This window comes from Bradyrhizobium sp. 14AA, from assembly GCF_054185205.1.
This window is the reverse complement of record NZ_JAVAYM010000002.1, coordinates 85,187-102,839: the sequence shown is the minus strand read 5'-3', so window position 1 is coordinate 102,839 and position 17,653 is coordinate 85,187. Positions and strand designations below refer to the sequence as shown.

Below are 17,653 nucleotides of genomic sequence, written 5' to 3'. Positions count from 1 at the left end.
GATGTCGGTCGAACTGAAGGATCGTGCCGTGGGCGCGATCCTGCTTTCCGCTCGTGGCGTCTCGAAGTCGTTTGCTGGCTTGCAGGTGGTGAAGAATGTCGATTTCGATGTCCGAGTGGGCGAGGTGCTCGGGGTGCTCGGTCCGAACGGAGCAGGCAAAACTACGCTCTTCAATCTGATCAGCGGCGATCTCGGATTAAGTTCAGGTGAGATCACACTCGCGGGCCGGCCACTCTCAAGGCTGGCCGCCCATCGACGAGCCGCGCTTGGAATCGGGAGGACCTATCAGATCCCGCGTCCGTATGGGGCCATGACTGCTTTTGAGAATCTTCTGGTCTCGGCGATGTTCTCGGCGGGGAAATCGGAACGCGACTCATATCGAACCTGCCTGGCGGTCCTTGAGGATTGTGGTCTGTCTTCCCGGGCGAACCGCCCGGCAGGCTCGCTGACCCTTCTCGACCGCAAGAGACTTGAACTGGCGCGGGCCTTGGCAGGTGAACCGAAGCTGCTGCTGCTTGACGAAATCGCCGGCGGACTGACCGATGAAGAAGCTGCCGATCTGGTCTCGTTGATTCGAAAAATTCAACATAGCGGGGTAACGATCATCTGGATCGAGCACGTGGTCCATGCATTGACGGCAGTCGCAGACCGCATGATGGTTCTCGATTTCGGCTCCAAGATTGCGGATGGCAGGCCAGGTGACGTTATGGCCGATCCGGAGGTTCGTCGGGCGTACATGGGGATCGAGGCATGACGGCGATCCTAGAGGTAAGGAATCTGTGCGCGGCCTACGGCGACTTTCAAGCGCTCTTCAATGTCGAGTTCGAAATCGCAGCCGGTGAAGTTGTTGCGCTGATCGGGGCGAATGGTGCGGGCAAGAGCACGCTCTTGAAGACCGTCACAGGTCTCATATCCCCCAGCGCCGGCAAGATTGCATTTGCAGGCGAAGTTACTTCGAGAACTCCAGCGTATGCCCTGGTGCGCAAGGGGCTCGCAATGGTTCCTGAAGGGCGCAGATTGTTCAGGGGAATGACAGTGGAGGACAATCTACGCGTCTGCCTTGACTGGGCACGAACCGATGTCGGGCGAACATCGCGATGGACGATCCCGCGAATTCAAGAGCTATTTCCAGTCTTGAAGGAGCGCCGTCGCGAATTAGTCGAAAGACTGTCGGGCGGACAGCAGCAGATGGTTGCAATAGGCCGTGCCCTGCTGGCACAGCCTCGCTTGCTTCTTTGTGACGAGATCTCACTGGGTCTTGCGCCCAAGGTCGTCAAAGAGATTTACCAGAAGCTTCCCGAGATCCGTGCGAGCGGCACGTCCATCGTGATCGTCGAGCAGGACGTGTCTCTCGCAAAATCCTCCAGTGATCGCCTGTACTGTATGCTGGAAGGGCGCGTGACGCTGTCCGGTCCGTCCCGCGAGATCGCTCACGAGGAGATTTCCCGCGCATACTTTGGAGCACATTCATGATGTGGCTGGACGCGCTTGTTCAGGGTGTTCTGCTGGGCGGGCTCTATGCGCAGTATGCTCTGGGAATGGCGTTGATGTTCGGTGTGATGCGAATCGTCAACATCGCGCATGGCGATCTCGTCATTCTGCTGGCGCTTCTCGGAATATCTCTTGTTGGCATGCTCGGAGTGTCGCCGCTTGTTGCTCCCGTTCTGCTGGTGCCGGTGGGCGTTCTCATCGGGTGGGCTCTTCAGCGGGGAGTCCTGAATAGAGTCGTAAAGGCGGACCCATTGCCCTCTCTTGTTGCTACTTTTGGCCTGTCGATCGCGTTGCAGAACCTCATGCTGCAGATCTGGTCGGCCGACACGAGGTCACTCTCACTCGGCACACTTTCGTCCATGTCGATTGAACTCGGTCCGATCTATTTGGGAGTTCTGCCCCTCGGCGTGTTTGCCTTCGCAGTGGCCCTAACAGCCTGTCTTCACTTCGCGCTCCAACTCACGAAGTTCGGACGTGCCTTGCGGGCCGCTGCGGCCGATGGAGAGGCCGCAACTCTATCGGGGGTCGACACCAAAGGCGTCTATGCACTGGCCACCGCCATTGCAGTTGGCATTCTCGGCGCAGCAGCCTTTTGCCAGGCGACCCGCACGACGGTGGCCCCCGCGGATGGTGGCGCTCAGCTCATCTACGCCTTCGAAGCAGTCATCATCGGAGGCATGGGCCATATCAGCGGCGCGTTTCTTGGCGCGATGATCGTGGGCGTCGCACAGGTGGTCGGCTCTCGAGCCGATCCGGGATGGGGCATCCTGTCCGGTCATATCGTTTTTCTACTCGTGCTTGCCTTGCGTCCGCAGGGCCTGATGTCCCGCACCTGAGCAGCCGGCAAATCAATGACTGATTCCAATGTAATTGTGCGGCGGCAGACGACTTCCAGCGTCATTGCGCTGGTGATGAGTGTACTGATTGTCATTGCAATCCCGACCATGCCATACTGGGCTAGCAACGGTCATATTCGATGGGTCATCGAACTGAGCTGTCTCATTGCGATCGCGCAGATGTGGAACCTGCTTGCGGGATATGCGGGCCTCGTATCTGTCGGCCAGCAGGCATTTATCGGCGTCGGCGGCTACGTTCTTTTCGTATTTGCCAACAACATGGGTTTCAATCCGTTTTGGACGGTACCACTCAGCGCGTTCGCGGCAGCCGCAGTTTCGATCCCGGCCTATATGCTGCTGCGTCGGCTTGAGGGTCCTTATTTCGCCATCGGGACCTGGGTCTTTGCGGAAGCTCTCAGGCTCCTGACGGCAAACATCTCCTATGTGAATGGCGGATCGGGAATGTCACTGCGCGTGATGGCGCAGTACACGCCCGATCAACGGGCCTTGGGGCTCACGATGATGAGTTCGCTCCTGCTGTTGTTGACGGTCGGAGGCTCCTATGTGCTTCTTCGCTCGCGCTTCGGGCTCGCTCTCACGGCGATTCGCGATGAGCCAACCGCCGCCGCGAGTCAAGGCGTGAACGTCAAAAGAATCCGACTGATGATCTGGGTACTGGCGGCGGCCGGAACGGGAATGGCCGGGGCATTGTACTACATGGCCCAGTTGCGGATCACGCCCGACGCAGGCTTCGATCCCTACTGGTCCTCGATTTGCATTTTCAGTGTGATGGTCGGAGGCGTCGGCAGGCTGGAAGGACCGATCATTGGTGCGCTGCTGTACTTCTTTGCCACACGCTTTTTCGGGCAGTTCGGGGCAACCTACCTTGTCGCTCTCGGCCTCCTGACCCTCGTTATGGCCTTGTTTTCGCCAGGCGGTATCTGGAGTTTGCTCTCAAGATTGGTGAATTGGCCCTGGTTTCCCGTGACTCGCATCGTGGTCAATCATTCCCAATGAGTGGGAGAAGATCAAGAGTGCAGAAGCGGGGCAGATCGACAGCGTTGCGCCACCGTCGCATGTAATGCGACTTCGGCGACGCCAACGTCGTCGGGGTGAACGGCACGAAAGCCGTGGATGCAGCAAACATCAAACACGGTAGAGAAACTTACCAGCTATTAGCTTGGCCTCGGGCGTCGCTCGCGTCCGATGTGGTGAGCCAGACCTTCGAAATAAACGGCAGGAGACTTTTCAACAGACGCCACTATCGGTTTTCACCAACAAAATAGTTCGAGACGACCTCGGAAGATCGTGGACAGTGTCCGCGTCGAAGAGCCCGATTGCTTTGCCAGCAGCTGCTGGAGGGCGCTCGGCTCATATCAAATCGTTCCATCTGATCGCAATTTGCAAGAACACCAATACTTGCCTACCCCACAACACTGGGTCTACTCCGGATTCTACGCGAGCAGGCGGTCGTAGGTCGTTCTCAAATGACAACGCATCGCTTCTGAGGCTGCATCGCGGTCGCGGCCTGCGGTAGCTTTGATGATCCTGTCGTGTTCTGCGAAGGACCAATAATCGCTGGGCGGTGCCGGCGAACTGGTGTCCAGCTTGTCCCAGACGATCGACGCCCGTACTTCCTCAACGATGCGCTGGAGCACACTCAGTAGTTTGTTTCCCGAAGCCTCCGCGATGAGTTCATGCAGCTGCCTGTCACCTTGTTTGTAAGCCGTCCAGTTTTGGGAAGCACGAATCCGCTTGGCGACTTGGCGCATTGACTCAATTTGATCACCGGTCGCGTTCATCGCAGCCAATCGAGCGCATTCGACTGAAATCGGCGTGCTCGATCGCCTCGTCAACGACAGACAAAAAGCAAGACGGAAAACGCTCTCGCACTATCTGATCAAGGTCGCCCGGCTCGGCGGTTATCTCGCCCGCGCCAGCGATCCGCCACCCGGCAACACCGTCATGTGGCGCGGGCTGTCACGCCTCACCGACATAGCGCTAGGTGTCATGGTCGGAGGAGAATCTGTGGGTAATTGAAAGCTTCACCGGACGGTTACAGCTTATCCAACTCTCCGTTGAAGATCGGTTCCATCCTCCAACATTGGCATGTCTAGGCTCGGGATCTCAGGCTGGCCTTGCCGGCGATCGCTTGCAAATCGCCGACCACGCCTACTGTGGAGTCAAGCACGGACAGAATTTGTGTTTATCGCTTGGCCCACTGACGCCCCATGAATTTGCGCTCCTTGTCGAGGCCGTCCCGCATATCGTTGAATTTCTCGACGACGGCGTCCATGCGTTGCCTAAACTTGGTGCCGGTCAGATCGTGATAGAATCTGCTCCATTTTCGTTTGCTGATCCTGCTGGACCAATCGTGAGCTGCTCACGTCGATTAGACCTTGGCGGAGGGCCACGGCGACGGAAAGAGCGCAACGAGGATGAGCGACCCACACGCCCTCGACGAGGTCGAACTGCTCGACATGCTTGGGTAAAGCTTGAGAGACAAATGGCAGTTGGGCTTGCGTCGTACTTCCGGATTTCCTACGCCTCATCGGCCTCGGAACTTGAGGAGGCCTGTCGGCGAATTGCCGACGCGTCGGGCCAGTTGCAACCGTGGGAGTTTGCCAGATGCTGGGCGATCCGACATCGCACGGACTGTGGGAGTTGACGGCTCCGCTCGCACCTCAGACGGGCCCTCTGGCCGGTGAGGTGGACGTCGATGTCGCCGTCATCGGTGGCGGATATACCGGACTTTCGTCAGCTCTCCATCTCGCGGAAGGAGGAGCGCGTGTTGCCGTGCTGGAAGCGTCCGAAATCGGCTTCGGCGGCTCCGGGCGCAACGTCGGCCTCGTGAACGCTGGCATGTGGGTCATGCCGGACACTCTTGCAGTGACGCTCGGGCAAACCTTTGGGGAGCGCCTGAACGCGCTGCTCAGCCATGGGCCGCAGAAAGTGTTCGATCTGATCGAGAAGCACGGCATTGAATGTGAGCTGGAGCGCTCGGGCACGCTGCATTGTGCGGTCGGACGCAAGGGTCTGGAAGAGATCGAGGCTCGTGCCGAACAATGGCAGCGACGCGGTGCGCCGGTCGAGGTCCTCGATGCCGTGGAGGCGCGCCGGAAGATTGGTGGTGGCGATTACGCCGGAGCGCTGCTGGATAAGCGCGCCGGAACGATTCAGCCGCTGGCCTATGTCCGTGGTTTGGCGCGTGCCGCGCTCGCTGCGGGTGTGAAGATGTTCACCCGGAGTCCTGTTCTGGCTGCCAGCGACGACGGTTCGCGCTGGAAGGTCGATACGGCAACGGGATCGGTGCGCGCCGATTGGGTGATTGTTGCCACCGATGCCTATGCGCGAGGACCGTGGTCGCAGGTCCGACGGGAGCAGATTCATCTGCCTTACTTCAACTTTGCGACCCAACCCCTGTCGGATGACTTGAGAGCATCGATCCTGCCCGAACGGCAGGGGGGCTGGGATACGAAGCCGGTGCTCAGTTCATTTCGCTTCGATCGTGCAGGTCGGCTCGTGTTTGGCAGCGTCGGTGCTCTCGAGGGGAGCGGTGCAGCAGTGCACGGGGCATGGGCCCTTCGCTCGCTGCGCAAAATGTTTCCGCAACTCGTCGACATCAAATTCGAGGCGGGCTGGTTCGGGATGATCGGTATGACTTCGGACAATCTCCCGCGCTTTCACAAACTGGATCGCAACGTGATCGCCTTCAGTGGATATAACGGCCGCGGCATTGCGCCAGGCACTGTCTTTGGCGGGGTCCTGGCATCCTACGTCCTCGGCCATATTGCGGACAAAGACCTTCCGCTTCCGATCGCCGCGGTCGAGGAGCCGCGCTTCCGTGCCGCGCGGGAGTCCCTTTATCGCGCCGGCTCTCAGCTCGTTCATTTGACTGAATCCCGGCTCTGATCCGCCGACGCGCTGGCGTCCTGCATTCCGTGCTGGCAAGCCGCCCGCAGCTCGCGTGCGGATCTCGCGCGGGTTTTTTGCCACGGCCGCGATCACCATGATGGTGTCCCATGGCGCGCTCTGGTCTGGCAGACGCACTGCCGACTAGTTTTGCGACGCCTGCCAAAAATATCTTCAGCGTGGCATTGTGGAATTTGTTGACTATCGGAAAACTTTGGTTCCAAAACTCAAAGCGACCAACCCTCGTGCGCAGCTATCCTGCGCGGCTTGCGATACCCGCGCGGGCATCGTATCGCTCGAACGAGCTGATTGTGAGGGAATCTTGTTACGCCACTTTTCTGCAGCTGAGGTTCATGCTGGCCTCGATTATCCCCGCTTGATCGACGCGTTGGGTGAGGCGTTTCGTCGCGGCGGTGAGGCAATGCCGGTGCGACAAAGTCATGAGGTCGGGACGCCCCGCAGTCCGGGCCACCTGCTGACGATGCCGGCCTGGGAGCGTGGAAAGGCGCTCGGCGTGAAGCTCGTGACCGTGTTTCCGGAAAATGCTGCGCGTGGCCTCGGCGCCGTGTCGTCGCTCTACGTTCTGTTCGATGGAGCCACCGGTCAGCCGCGCGCGATGATCGATGGTGAGGCGCTGACCAATCGGCGTACGGCGGCAGCTTCTGCGCTAGCTTCGCGCTATCTCTCGCGCCGGAACAGCCGCACACTGCTCGTGGTCGGGACAGGACGGGTCGCTGCCTCTCTGCCGGCCGCCCATCGCGCCGTGCGGCCGATCGAGAGGGTGCTTGTCTGGGGCCGCGATCCGCAACGCGCGATGACGCTCGCCGGCACCTTTGCCCGAGAGGGGTTCGACGTTGCACCCGATGCCGATCTGCCCACGGCGCTCGCCCAGGCGGACATCGTCAGCTGTGCCACGACGTCAAGGGATCCGCTCATCGTGGGCCGGCACCTGAAGCCCGGTACACATCTCGATCTTGTCGGGGCGTTCACGCCGCACATGCGCGAGAGCGATGACGATGCCGTTTGCCGCAGCCGTGTCTATGTCGACACCTATGGTGGGGCGCTCGCCGAGGCAGGCGATCTGTTGCAGCCGATGGCCGCCGGTCGCTGGCTGGCCGAGGATGTGCGTGGCGACCTTCACGAATTGACCAGCGGGACGAGGCGAGGTCGCGTTGCAGAGGATGAGATCACGCTGTTCAAGTCTGTCGGGGCAGCGTCCGAGGATCTCGCGGCTGCTTCGCTCCTTGTCGGCGGATGGAATTCGGTGGTTCACGGGGCGGCTTCCTGAGCTGCGCGCGGCCGATGCTCTCTGGCGGACAGGCGGTCCATCCTTCCTGCTCTCTCTTCGGCGCAGAGAGAGCAGGGGGCCGCTCAGTGCCATCGTGTTTCGCGATGGACGATTTCCGGATCGCGCGTTCCCTCGTTGAGTTGCGGCGCCTAGTGTGCTGGCATGCCAGAGAGCGCAGTGAGGGAGAACCATGACCAAGCATTTCGCAACTTCGAAGCGATTCCGGACGCATCGGCCCTGGCTGCTCGGTTTTCTCGCCGCAACTGTTATGGCGGGCGCTGCCTCGGTCGCGGTTGCCCAAACTGGCAAGGAAACCATCACCGTCTATACCGCGCTGGAGAAGGAGCAACTCGCTCCGTACAAGGCGGCGTTCGAGAAGGCCCATCCCGACGTTGAGATTTCCTGGCTGCGCGACAGCCCGGGCATCGTGCTCGCCCGCCTGCTCGCCGAGAGGGACAATCCGCGGGCTGATGTCGTCTGGGGTGTGCCGCTCATGCACCTCGTCGCCCTCGAAAAGCTCGGCATGCTCGAGCCCTATGCGCCAAAGGAGTACGAGAAGCTGAAGCCCCGCTTCCTTGACACCAAGAACCCGCCGTCCTGGACGGGCATGGATACCTGGATGAGCCTGATCTGCTTCAATACGGTCGAGGCGAAGAAGCGCAACATCCCGGCACCTGAGACCTGGGCCGATCTCGCCAAGCCCATCTACAAGGGCCAGATCACCATGCCCAACCCTGCTTCCAGCCACACTGGCTACATGGCAATCAATCACTGGAAGCAGTCGATGGGCGAAAAGGCCTGGTCCTTCATGGATGGACTGCACGAGAACGTCGCACTCTACACCCATTCCGGCTCGAAACCTTGCAAGATGGCCGCGACCGGCGAGTATGTGATCGGCATCTCGACTGACATCACCTCACCACAGCTCAAGGCCAAGGGCGCGCCGATCGACATCATTTTGCCCAAGGACAAGACCGGCTGGGACATCGAGGCCACCGCCATCATCAGGGGCACAAAGAAGCTCAAGGCCGCGCAGGCACTCGCCGACTTCTCGGTGAGCAAGGCGGCAAACGACGAGTACAACAAGTTCATGGCGATTGTGGCCTATCCGGGCGACTTTCCGACGCCGAAGGCCTACCCGCCCGGGGCAGAAGCTGCGATGGCCGATCAGGACTTGACGGCTAGCGCCCTTGACCGTGAAGCGCTGACCGCCGAATGGGTCAAACGCTATGACGGCAAATCCGAGCCGAAGAGCAATTGAACCCGCGGCGGGGCGGACAATCCGTCGCCAACAGACCTCATCCTATCCGCCCGGCGCGCATGCGCTAGGATCGCGTCGGGCCATCTGATATCGTTCGCATCATCGGTCCCCATGGTTTCCTCATCCGGCCAAGATACGCCGCTGCTCACGATCCGCGGCCTGGGCAAGACCTTCGGCCGCTTTGCCGCGCTGAAGGCGATTGATCTCGACGTGCATGAAGGCGAGTTCGTCAGCTTCCTTGGGCCTTCGGGCTGCGGGAAGTCGACGCTGCTGCGCATCATCACCGGTCTGGAACAGCAGAGTGTCGGCGCGATCAGCCATGCCGGGCGTGACATCTCCAGGCTCTCGGCAGCCGAGCGCGGCTTCGGCATCCTGTTCCAATCCTATGCGCTCTTTCCGAACCTCAACGTTCGCCAGAACGTTGCCTATGGCCTGAAGGCGCGGGGGCGTGCTGCCGATTCGCGCGTCGCCGAATTGCTCGATATGGTCGGTCTGCCGGGTGTCGCCGGCAAGTTTCCGTCACAACTTTCAGGAGGGCAGCAGCAGCGCGTCGCACTGGCCCGCGCGCTCGCGCCGAGCCCGAAACTGCTTCTTCTTGACGAGCCGCTGAGCGCCCTTGACGCCAAGGTCCGCATCCATCTGCGCGAGCAGATCAAGGACTTGCAGCACCGGCTCGGCATCACGACCATCATGGTTACGCACGATCAGGAAGAAGCGCTCGCCATGGCCGACCGGATCGTGGTGATGAACCACGGCACCGTCGAGCAGGTCGGCACGGCCGCAGAGATCTACAGCCGCCCCGCCTCACTCTTCGTGGCCGGCTTCGTCGGCAAGATGAACGTGTTGTCAGGGCGAACGTCTGGCAAGCTGTTCATGCCGCGAGACGCATCGGCTGCGCTTGAGTTGGCGTCTGGCGCGCGGGATGGCGCGGCCAAACTCTGTGTACGGCCCGAGGATGTGGAGGTCGCGGCCGCGGACAAGCCCCTCGTCGGCAACGGCGTGAGTGCGCTGGTGGTAGGCGTGGAATTTCTCGGCGCTTTCACCCGCTTGCGCCTCGTCGCACCGGCCTGGGGCGGCGTGGAACTCACTGCAGACGTTGCTGCCCGCCAGATACGTAAACTCGCGATCGGGCCGGGAACCGCAGTGTCAGTGGCGCTCGATCCCGCGCGCCTGCAAGTGCTGCCGGCCGCCAGCGATGCGTGACACCATAGCCCGAGACCGTCGACACCGGTCGCCCCTGCTTTCCGAGTCCATGCTGCGGCTCGCCCTGACGGCCGCCTTGCTCTTGGTGTTGGTCGTGTTGGTGCTGTTGCCGGTTGGCGCCATTCTTGGCAAAAGTCTCGAGGATCAGAACGGAGCTTTTATTGGCCTTGCCAATTTCCGGGACTACCTCGCCAATCCTTCGCTCACGCACTCGATCGGCAACAGCCTGCTGCTCGGTGTTCTGACAACGACGATTACGGCCTCGCTGGCTTTTCTCTACGCTTATGCGCTGTCGCGCAGCTGCATGCCGTTGAAGCCGTTGTTTCGCGGCATCGGGCTTCTGCCGATTCTGTCGCCCTCGCTGCTGCCGGCAATCGCGCTGACCTATCTCTTCGGTAACCAGGGCTTTCTCAAGGATCTACTCAGCGGGAGCTCGATCTATGGGCTGTCCGGCATCGTCGTGGCGCAGGTGTTTTACTGCTTCCCTCATGCGCTGATGATCCTGGTCACAGCGCTCGCTCTTTCGGATGCGCGCCTCTACGAGGCGGCCGAGACACTCGGCGCCTCGCACTCGCGCATGTTCCGTACGATTACGCTGCCCGGCGCGCGTTTCGGGCTGATCAGCGCGCTCTTTGTCGTCTTCACCATCTCTGTCACCGATTTCGGCGTGGCGAAGGTGATCGGCGGGCAGTACAATGTTCTTTCGATCGATATCTACAAGCAGGTCATCGGTCAGCAAAACTTCCGAATGGGTGCCGTCGTCGGCGTACTGTTGCTGATGCCGGCGGTCCTATCCTTCGGCGTCGAACTCTTTGTTCGGCGTCGGCAGACATCAATGCTGGGTGCGCGCGCTGTCGTGCTTGTACCTATGCCACGCCGGGGCTTCGACCTCGCCATGCTGGCGGTGGCGAGCGTGGTTGCCGCGTTCATTCTCTTGCTCGTCGGTACCGCGTTGCTCGCTTCCTTCGTGTCTTTCTGGCCGTACGATCTCAGCCTTTCATTGAAGAATTACGATTTCGCATCCTACGACGCCGCCGGCTGGACCTCCTACGCGAACAGTCTGAAGATGGCGTCGCTGACTGCGCTGATCGGTACGGTCTGTGCCTTCGGTGGCGCCTATCTGGTCGAGAAGGGGCCGGGGCACACGCTGCCGCGCGCGCTCTATCGCGGTCTCGCGATGCTGCCGCTCGCCGTTCCGGGACTCGTGCTAGGCCTCGGCTACATCTTCTTCTTCAACAGCAGAGCGAACCCGCTGAACGACGTCTATGGCGGCCTGTCCATCCTGGTGATGGCGACGGTTGCGCATTATTACACCGTGCCGCACCTGATGGCGGTGACGGCGCTGAAGCAGATCGACGATGAAATCGAGGAGGCGGCGGCGGCCCTCGGCGTTGCGTTCTGGCGAACCTTTGCGCGGGTCACGCTGCCGATCTGCACGCCGACCGTGATCGACATCGCGACCTATTTCTTCCTCAACGCCATGACCACGATCGGCGCGGTCGTCTTCCTCTATGCCCCCGCGACCAAGCTCGCCTCCGTCGCGGTGGTCGAGATGGACGACACCGGCGATACGGCCGCTGCGGCCGCCATGGCGGTCATGATCCTGCTGACGGCAGCGGCGGTGAAGTTCATCCAGATGGTTCTGACCTCGGTGATCGTCGCCCGGACCCAGGCCTGGCGCAGGCGCGGCGAGGGAGACTTGATCGACGACGTCGGGCATGCTTCATCGGTGTCTTGACGATGCGAACCCCGGGACCCGCGATGCGACAACACACGGGAGCTCCGGAGCCGATCCGGATCAATGTCAGCTCCCGCATCGACCTTCTGACGCTAAGGCTCTTCGTCGCCATCATCGAGGAGCGCAGCATCGCGCGCGCCGCAGACCGCGAGAATATTGCCGCCTCCGCCGTCAGCAAACGCATCGGGGATCTCGAGCAGGCTCTGCGCACGGAGCTGCTGCTCCGCCATCGCCAGGGCATCGAACCGACAGCCGCCGGTCAGGCGCTGTTCCAGCATGCGCGGCTCATCATGCGCAATCTGGCGGAACTGGAGGCAGAGCTCGTCGATTTCTCGGCAGGTACGCGCGGGCAGGTTCGGATCTGGGCAAATGAATCGACGCTCTTCGGCTTCATCCCGGAGCAACTCGCAGGCTTTGCGGAGCGCTATCCGCAGGTGCGCGTCGAGCTGCAGTCCAATCTCAGCCCGATGAATATCCAGGCCGTGATGGACAACAGCGCCGACCTCGGCATCTTTTCCGGCGATCTGCCGACCGGGGAACTCGTGGTCCATCCCTGCTTCAAGGACAGGCTCGTCGTGGTCGTGCCAGCCGGGCACGAATTGGCGAAACGGGATGGTGTCGGCTTCGCCGAGTTGCTCGGCTACGACCTGATCGAGCAGGAGCCGCGCAGCTCCATCCAGACCCTGCTGCTGAAGAATGCCGGCGAGCTCGGCAATATCCCGCGTTCGCGGGTCCGGGTCGGGGGCTTCGATGCCGTCTGCCGCATGGTGGAGGCCGGGCTCGGGCTGGGCATCATCCCCGACCGGCTCGCGGCCAAGCTCAGTCCCGTGATGGATATCGTGACCGTCGTGCTGGAGGAGGATTGGGCGGTTCGCGAGCACAAGATTTGCGTGCGCAGCGATGCCGAGATCCCGGTGGCGACTCGCCTGCTGCTTCGCCACCTGCTCGAGGCCGCTCAAGCATCGTGAGCCACGCCGCTCGCTTGGCGAACCACGACTTCCGCCCGACGTTCCGGCTTTCTATCCCAATGACGGAGCCGCTTCAGGCTTCGCCTGACTGGGAGTGCGTGTCGTGTCCGGCACAATGTTCGAGAAGATCTGGAACAGCCACACGGTTTACGAGCGGCCGGACGGGCAGACGCTGCTTTATATCGACCGGCACTATGTTGGTGACGATCTGCCGCTCGAGGCCTTCGAGACCCTGCGGCGCAAGGGGCTCAAGGTCCGCAGGCCCGACCTGACCTTCGCCATGCCGGATCATTACGTCTCGACCCGCGGCCGCAGCCTTGCCGATACGGTCGATGCCGAGCGCCGCGAACTGATCGAGGAACTCGTCCGCTTCACCTCGGAGAATGGGATCTCCCTCTTTCCGCTCGGGGATCTCAGGCATGGTATCATCCACGTCGTTGGGCCGGAGCAGGGGCTGAGCCTGCCGGGCATGACGACCGTCTGCGGGGACAGCCATACCTCGACCCATGGTGCGCTCGGGGCGCTCGGTTTCGGCATTGGCGCTGCCGAGGTCAGCCATGTTTTCGCGACGCAGACGCTCTGGCAGCGCAAGCCGCGCACCATGCGCGTAACGGTCAGCGGCGCGCCCGGGCCGGGCGTGGTCGCCAAGGATATTATCATGGGCATCATCGCCCATATCGGCGTTGCGGGCGCGGCCGGCCACGTCATCGAATATGCCGGCAGCACCATTCGCGGCCTTACGATGGAAGGCCGCATGACCCTGTGCAACATGTCGATCGAGGCCGGCGCGCGGGCCGGGATGGTGACGCCCGATGCCGCGACCTTCGCCTATCTCGAGGGCCGCCCCTTCGCGCCAAAGGGAGCGGATTGGGAGAAGGCGGCCGCGCGCTGGGCAGGGCTGGCGACTGAGGCGGAGGCGGTCTTCGACCGCGAGGTCGCGCTCGATGCCGCCGAGCTCGCGCCTATGGTCTCCTGGGGCACAAGCCCCGAAGATGCTGGGCCGATCACCGGCCGGGTGCCGGACCCGCGTGGCATCGCCGATCCTCTGAAGCGCGCCCGGATCGAGAGGGGCCTCGCCTATATGGGGCTCGACGCCGGCGTGGCGCTGGAGGGGCTGCCAGTCGACCGGGTCTTCATCGGCTCCTGCACCAATGGCCGCATCGAGGACCTGCGCATGGCTGCTTCTGTGCTGCAGGGGCGGCGCACGGCAGTGCCGACGCTGATAGTGCCGGGATCCGGACAAGTGAAGGCGCAGGCCGAATCTGAAGGGCTCGACCGCATCTTTCTCGACGCTGGTTGCGACTGGCGCCATGCCGGCTGCTCGATGTGCCTCGCCATCAACGGTGACATGCTCTCCGAAGGCGAACGCTGCGCCTCCACCACCAACCGCAACTTCGTCGGACGGCAGGGTAGGGGATCCCGCACGCATCTGATGAGCCCGCCGATGGCGGCGGCGGCTGCCGTCGCGGGCCGCCTCGTCGATGTCCGCCAGCTGTGCGAAGCCTGAGCATGGAACCCTTCACGCGCATCACTGCTGCGGCCGCTCCCATCGAGGGCGCCGATATCGACACGGACCAGATCCTTCCAGCGCGCTTCATGCACAAGCGGCGCGTCGACTACGGCAAGTACTGCTTTCACGACCAGCGTTTCGACACCACTGGAAGCACGCGCCGCGACTTCGTGCTCAATCGTCCCGGCTTCCAGCGGCCGGCGATCCTCGTTGGAGACCGCAACTTCGGCTGCGGCTCATCGCGCGAGCAGGCGGTCCACACGCTCGCCGATTTCGGCATCCGCAGCATCATCGCCGTCAGCTTCGGCGATATCTTCCAAACCAACTGTCTCAAGAACGGCCTGCTGCCCGTCTTGCTGCCCGAGGCGGCCGTGCGGGGGCTGCGAGCCAGGCTTGCGGCCTCTCCCGGCCTCCCGCTCACGGTCGATCTCGAAACCGAGCAAGTGATCGAGGCCGACGGCACCGTGCACCCGTTCTCGGCTGATCCATTCGGCAGGTCCTGCCTCCTCGCCGGGCTCGATGAGATCGACTACACGCTGACGCTGCTCGATCGGGTCAGCGATTTCGAGGTTGGGAGGGCGTAACGGCTCGCTCCACCTCCCTCTCTACTAACGCATCGGAGATATCTATGAAATCTATGAAGATCGCAGTCCTGCCCGGCGACGGCATCGGGCCCGAGGTAACGCGCCAAGCTGTCAAGGTTCTGCGTGCCGTCGCGGAGCGATATGGCCTCGCAATCGAATTGAGTGAGGCACTGATTGGCGGCTGCGCTTATGAAGCGCACGGTCATCCGCTGCCGCCAGAGACGCTTGCGCTTGCGCGGGAGGCTGATGCCATCCTGTTCGGCGCCGAAGGAGGCTTCCAGTACGAGGCGCTGCCACGCGGCCTGCGCCCGGGTGACGCGCTGCTGACGCTGCGGCGCGAACTCGATCTTTTCGCCAATTTCCGTCCGATCGTCGCCTGGCCGGAACTCGCCGACGCCACGACGTTCAAACCGGAGGTCGTGGAAGGCGTGGATCTGACGATTCTGCGCGAGCTCACGAGCGATCTCTATTTCGGTGAGCCCCGCGGTATCGAGATGCTGCCCGACGGTTCGCGCCGCGGCGTCAACACGATGAGCTACACCGAAGCGGAGATCCGCCGGATCGCTCATGCTGGCTTCCGAGCGGCGCGGGCCCGCCGCGGGAAACTCTGCTCAGTCGACAAGGCCAATGTGCTTGAGACGATGGAGCTCTGGCGAGAAATCGTGACCGATGTCGGTGCCGAATATCCGGACGTCCAACTGAGCCACCTCTATATCGATGCAGCAGCGATGGCGTTGGTGCGCAAGCCCACGGCGTTCGACGTGATCGTTACGGCCAATCTGTTCGGTGACATTCTTTCCGACGAGGCGTCGATGCTGGTCGGGTCTATTGGCATGCTGCCATCGGCCTCTATCAACACGTCCGGCAAGGGATTATTCGAGCCCGTGCACGGCTGCGCTCCGGATATCGCTGGTAAGGATATCGCGAACCCGCTGGCCGCTATTCTCTCTGTCGCGATGATGTTGAGACTGAGCCTTGGCCGGGAGGATGCCGCTGTCGCCGTAGAGAGCGCGGTGCGCAAGTCCCTGGCCGAGGGGTATCGCACATCCGACATCGCTAGGGCCGGCCGGGCGGTTATCGGTACGGAGGAGATGGGTGACAGGGTGCTCCGCGCATTCTCCGTTGGTTCGTAGCCCTGTTTCACCATTTTGAATGCGAGGACAAGCAGCTGGTTCGGTATCCATCTGCGCGTCTTTCGTTGGACGGTTCGCGCGACCGCTGAGTTGAAGCACGAGGTAGTCTTGTTGCGTTATTTCTCTCCCGAGGAGGAAGGTTTGTATTTTTCTTGTCGACAAATAAAATACAAGATACGTCACCGGCTTCTCGCCGGAGAGGTTATTCATCGTTTGAGAGGGGCCTGGCGCGGCACCGTCAACCTGCCCGACCGAAGGAGATTGTCGTGAAAGCGAAGGTTTTTTCCGGTGTCATCCCCGCCTTGATGACGCCATGCAAGGACGACCGCTCACCGGATTTCGATGCGTTGGTTCGCAAGGGCAGGGAACTGGTCGAAAAGGGTATGTCAGCCGTTGTCTATTGCGGCTCGATGGGGGACTGGCCGCTGCTGACCGACGCTCAACGCCGGGAAGGTGTCGAGCGCCTGGTGAAGGCCGACGTCGCCGTGATCGTCGGCACCGGTGCCGTTAACACCGCCTCAGCCGTCACCCATGCCGCGCACGCCCAGAAGATTGGGGCACAGGGGCTGATGGTCATTCCGCGTGTTCTGTCCCGCGGTTCGGTCGTCGCTGCCCAGAAGAACCACTTCAAGGCGATCCTTTCCGCCGCCCCGGACCTGCCGGCCGTCATCTATAACAGCCCATACTACGGCTTTGCCACGCGTGCCGACCTCTTCTACACGCTACGCGCGGAACACGCGAACCTCGTCGGCTTCAAGGAATTCGGTGGCGCGGCCGACATGCGCTATGCGGCCGAAAACATTACCAGCCGCGACGATGACATCTCGCTGATGATCGGCGTCGACACCAACGTGTTTCACGGCTTCGTCAATTGCGGCGCGACTGGCGCCATCACAGGCATCGGCTGCGTCCTGCCGAAGGAAGTTCTGCACCTGTGCAACCTGGCGCAGGGCGCAGCGGCTGGCGACTCGGATGCCCGCCAGCGCGCGCTGGAGCTGGAATCGGCCCTTGCCGTGCTCTCCTCTTTCGATGAAGGGCCGGATCTCGTTCTCTACTTCAAGCATATGATGGTGCTGAAGGGCGACAAGGAATATGCGCTGCACTTCAACGAGACGGACGAACTCTCGAAGAGCCAGCGTAACTATGTCGAAGCTCAGCTCAAGCTCTTTGATACGTGGTATGCGGGGTGGAGCAAGCTCCCGGGCGCCGTACAGAAATACAAGGCCTGAGCCGTATTTCCGTCCAAGTAGAGGCCCCGGGCGCGCCCGAGTCGTTCATTGTTCGGTATCCCGAAGCTCTCAGCGGACTCAAGCTGATGCAAACGCCGAATGTCGTTGTGGTCGGGGCAGGGGTGGTCGGCCTTTCCGCCGCCATCGCCGCGCAGGCGCGGGTCTTTCCGTGACCATTATCGAGCGCGAAGCGCCGGCCGCCGGCGTCTCCGCCGGCAATGCCGGCGCCTTCGCGGATATCCTACCGCTCGCCTCGCCCGGTATCCTGAAAAAGGCGCCGACCCGTTGGGACCACTCGCCGTTCCGCCATCATATGCTTTCTGGATTGCGCCTTGGATGTTCCGATTCTGGCGCGCCTGTTCTCCGAAGCGCGTCACCCATTCCACCTGCTGCGCAGGGCATCGCGCAGGTGGTCGGCTCTCGGGCCGATCCGGGATGGGGCATCCTGGCCGGTCGTATCGTTTTTCTACTCGTGCTTGCCTTGCGTCCGCAGGGCCTGA

Annotated in this window: 17 protein-coding genes and 1 pseudogene; 16 read left to right on the top strand and 2 right to left on the bottom strand. The window is 61.9% G+C overall.

The window, feature by feature from the left end:
* The first annotated feature begins 1 nt into the window (after position 1).
* The 4 genes from RAD15_RS05565 to RAD15_RS05550 are packed head-to-tail and all read left to right on the top strand — an operon-like array spanning position 2 to position 3,344.
* On the top strand, positions 2–754 hold the full coding sequence (locus tag RAD15_RS05565) for an ABC transporter ATP-binding protein (RefSeq protein ID WP_458175224.1): 753 nt from the start codon (positions 2–4) through the stop codon (positions 752–754).
* Complete coding sequence (locus RAD15_RS05560; RefSeq protein WP_458175222.1) at positions 751–1,473, top strand: ABC transporter ATP-binding protein; 723 nt, start codon at positions 751–753, stop codon at positions 1,471–1,473. Before RAD15_RS05565 ends, RAD15_RS05560 begins: the two co-directional genes overlap by 4 nt.
* Entirely contained in the window at positions 1,470–2,327 is an 858-nt protein-coding gene (locus RAD15_RS05555) for a branched-chain amino acid ABC transporter permease (protein WP_458175220.1), read from the top strand. The genes RAD15_RS05560 and RAD15_RS05555 overlap by 4 nt, the downstream gene beginning before the upstream one ends.
* A gap of 15 nt (positions 2,328–2,342) precedes the next feature.
* The gene (locus RAD15_RS05550; RefSeq protein WP_458175218.1) at positions 2,343–3,344 is read left to right on the top strand and encodes a branched-chain amino acid ABC transporter permease; all 1,002 of its coding nucleotides are present in this window, start codon (positions 2,343–2,345) and stop codon (positions 3,342–3,344) included.
* A gap of 437 nt (positions 3,345–3,781) precedes the next feature.
* On the opposite strand, the gene RAD15_RS05545 is transcribed toward RAD15_RS05550, so the two are convergent.
* The gene (locus RAD15_RS05545) at positions 3,782–4,129 is read right to left on the bottom strand and encodes a FadR/GntR family transcriptional regulator (RefSeq protein ID WP_458175216.1); all 348 of its coding nucleotides are present in this window, start codon (positions 4,127–4,129) and stop codon (positions 3,782–3,784) included.
* Between the two features lie 34 nt (positions 4,130–4,163).
* Here RAD15_RS05545 and RAD15_RS05540 point away from each other — a divergent pair, with 34 nt between their 5' ends.
* Positions 4,164–4,367: a hypothetical protein gene (locus RAD15_RS05540; RefSeq protein WP_458175214.1), complete on the top strand. Its 204-nt coding sequence runs from the start codon at positions 4,164–4,166 to the stop codon at positions 4,365–4,367.
* A 263-nt stretch (positions 4,368–4,630) separates the two neighbouring features.
* On the opposite strand, the gene RAD15_RS05535 is transcribed toward RAD15_RS05540, so the two are convergent.
* Entirely contained in the window at positions 4,631–4,879 is a 249-nt protein-coding gene (locus tag RAD15_RS05535; RefSeq protein WP_458175212.1) for a DUF2130 domain-containing protein, read from the bottom strand.
* 76 nt (positions 4,880–4,955) lie between these two features.
* Here RAD15_RS05535 and RAD15_RS05530 point away from each other — a divergent pair, with 76 nt between their 5' ends.
* From RAD15_RS05530 to RAD15_RS05480, 11 genes and pseudogenes are all read left to right on the top strand, one after another.
* A complete protein-coding gene (locus RAD15_RS05530; RefSeq protein WP_458175210.1) occupies positions 4,956–6,239 on the top strand; it encodes an NAD(P)/FAD-dependent oxidoreductase in 1,284 nt (427 codons plus the stop codon).
* A gap of 187 nt (positions 6,240–6,426) precedes the next feature.
* A complete protein-coding gene (gene lhpI / locus RAD15_RS05525; RefSeq protein WP_458175208.1) occupies positions 6,427–7,527 on the top strand; it encodes a bifunctional Delta(1)-pyrroline-2-carboxylate/Delta(1)-piperideine-2-carboxylate reductase in 1,101 nt (366 codons plus the stop codon).
* Positions 7,528–7,717: 190 nt separating this feature from the next.
* On the top strand, positions 7,718–8,788 hold the full coding sequence (locus tag RAD15_RS05520; RefSeq protein ID WP_458175206.1) for a putative 2-aminoethylphosphonate ABC transporter substrate-binding protein: 1,071 nt from the start codon (positions 7,718–7,720) through the stop codon (positions 8,786–8,788).
* Positions 8,789–8,899: 111 nt separating this feature from the next.
* Entirely contained in the window at positions 8,900–9,991 is a 1,092-nt protein-coding gene (locus RAD15_RS05515) for a putative 2-aminoethylphosphonate ABC transporter ATP-binding protein (protein WP_458175204.1), read from the top strand.
* Between the two features lie 49 nt (positions 9,992–10,040).
* A complete protein-coding gene (locus RAD15_RS05510; RefSeq protein ID WP_458175202.1) occupies positions 10,041–11,729 on the top strand; it encodes a putative 2-aminoethylphosphonate ABC transporter permease subunit in 1,689 nt (562 codons plus the stop codon).
* Positions 11,730–11,752: 23 nt separating this feature from the next.
* Positions 11,753–12,697, top strand: coding sequence for a LysR family transcriptional regulator (locus RAD15_RS05505; RefSeq protein WP_458175200.1), 945 nt, complete (start codon positions 11,753–11,755; stop codon positions 12,695–12,697).
* A 115-nt stretch (positions 12,698–12,812) separates the two neighbouring features.
* A complete protein-coding gene (leuC, locus tag RAD15_RS05500) occupies positions 12,813–14,204 on the top strand; it encodes a 3-isopropylmalate dehydratase large subunit (protein WP_458176056.1) in 1,392 nt (463 codons plus the stop codon).
* 2 nt (positions 14,205–14,206) lie between these two features.
* A complete protein-coding gene (gene leuD, locus RAD15_RS05495) occupies positions 14,207–14,791 on the top strand; it encodes a 3-isopropylmalate dehydratase small subunit (RefSeq protein ID WP_458175198.1) in 585 nt (194 codons plus the stop codon).
* 44 nt (positions 14,792–14,835) lie between these two features.
* Entirely contained in the window at positions 14,836–15,924 is a 1,089-nt protein-coding gene (gene leuB, locus RAD15_RS05490) for a 3-isopropylmalate dehydrogenase (RefSeq protein WP_458175196.1), read from the top strand.
* A 266-nt stretch (positions 15,925–16,190) separates the two neighbouring features.
* On the top strand, positions 16,191–17,153 hold the full coding sequence (locus RAD15_RS05485; protein ID WP_458175194.1) for a dihydrodipicolinate synthase family protein: 963 nt from the start codon (positions 16,191–16,193) through the stop codon (positions 17,151–17,153).
* An 86-nt stretch (positions 17,154–17,239) separates the two neighbouring features.
* Positions 17,240–17,540 (top strand): annotated as a pseudogene (locus RAD15_RS05480) (FAD-dependent oxidoreductase); the annotation flags it as partial.
* Positions 17,541–17,653 lie beyond the last annotated feature (113 nt).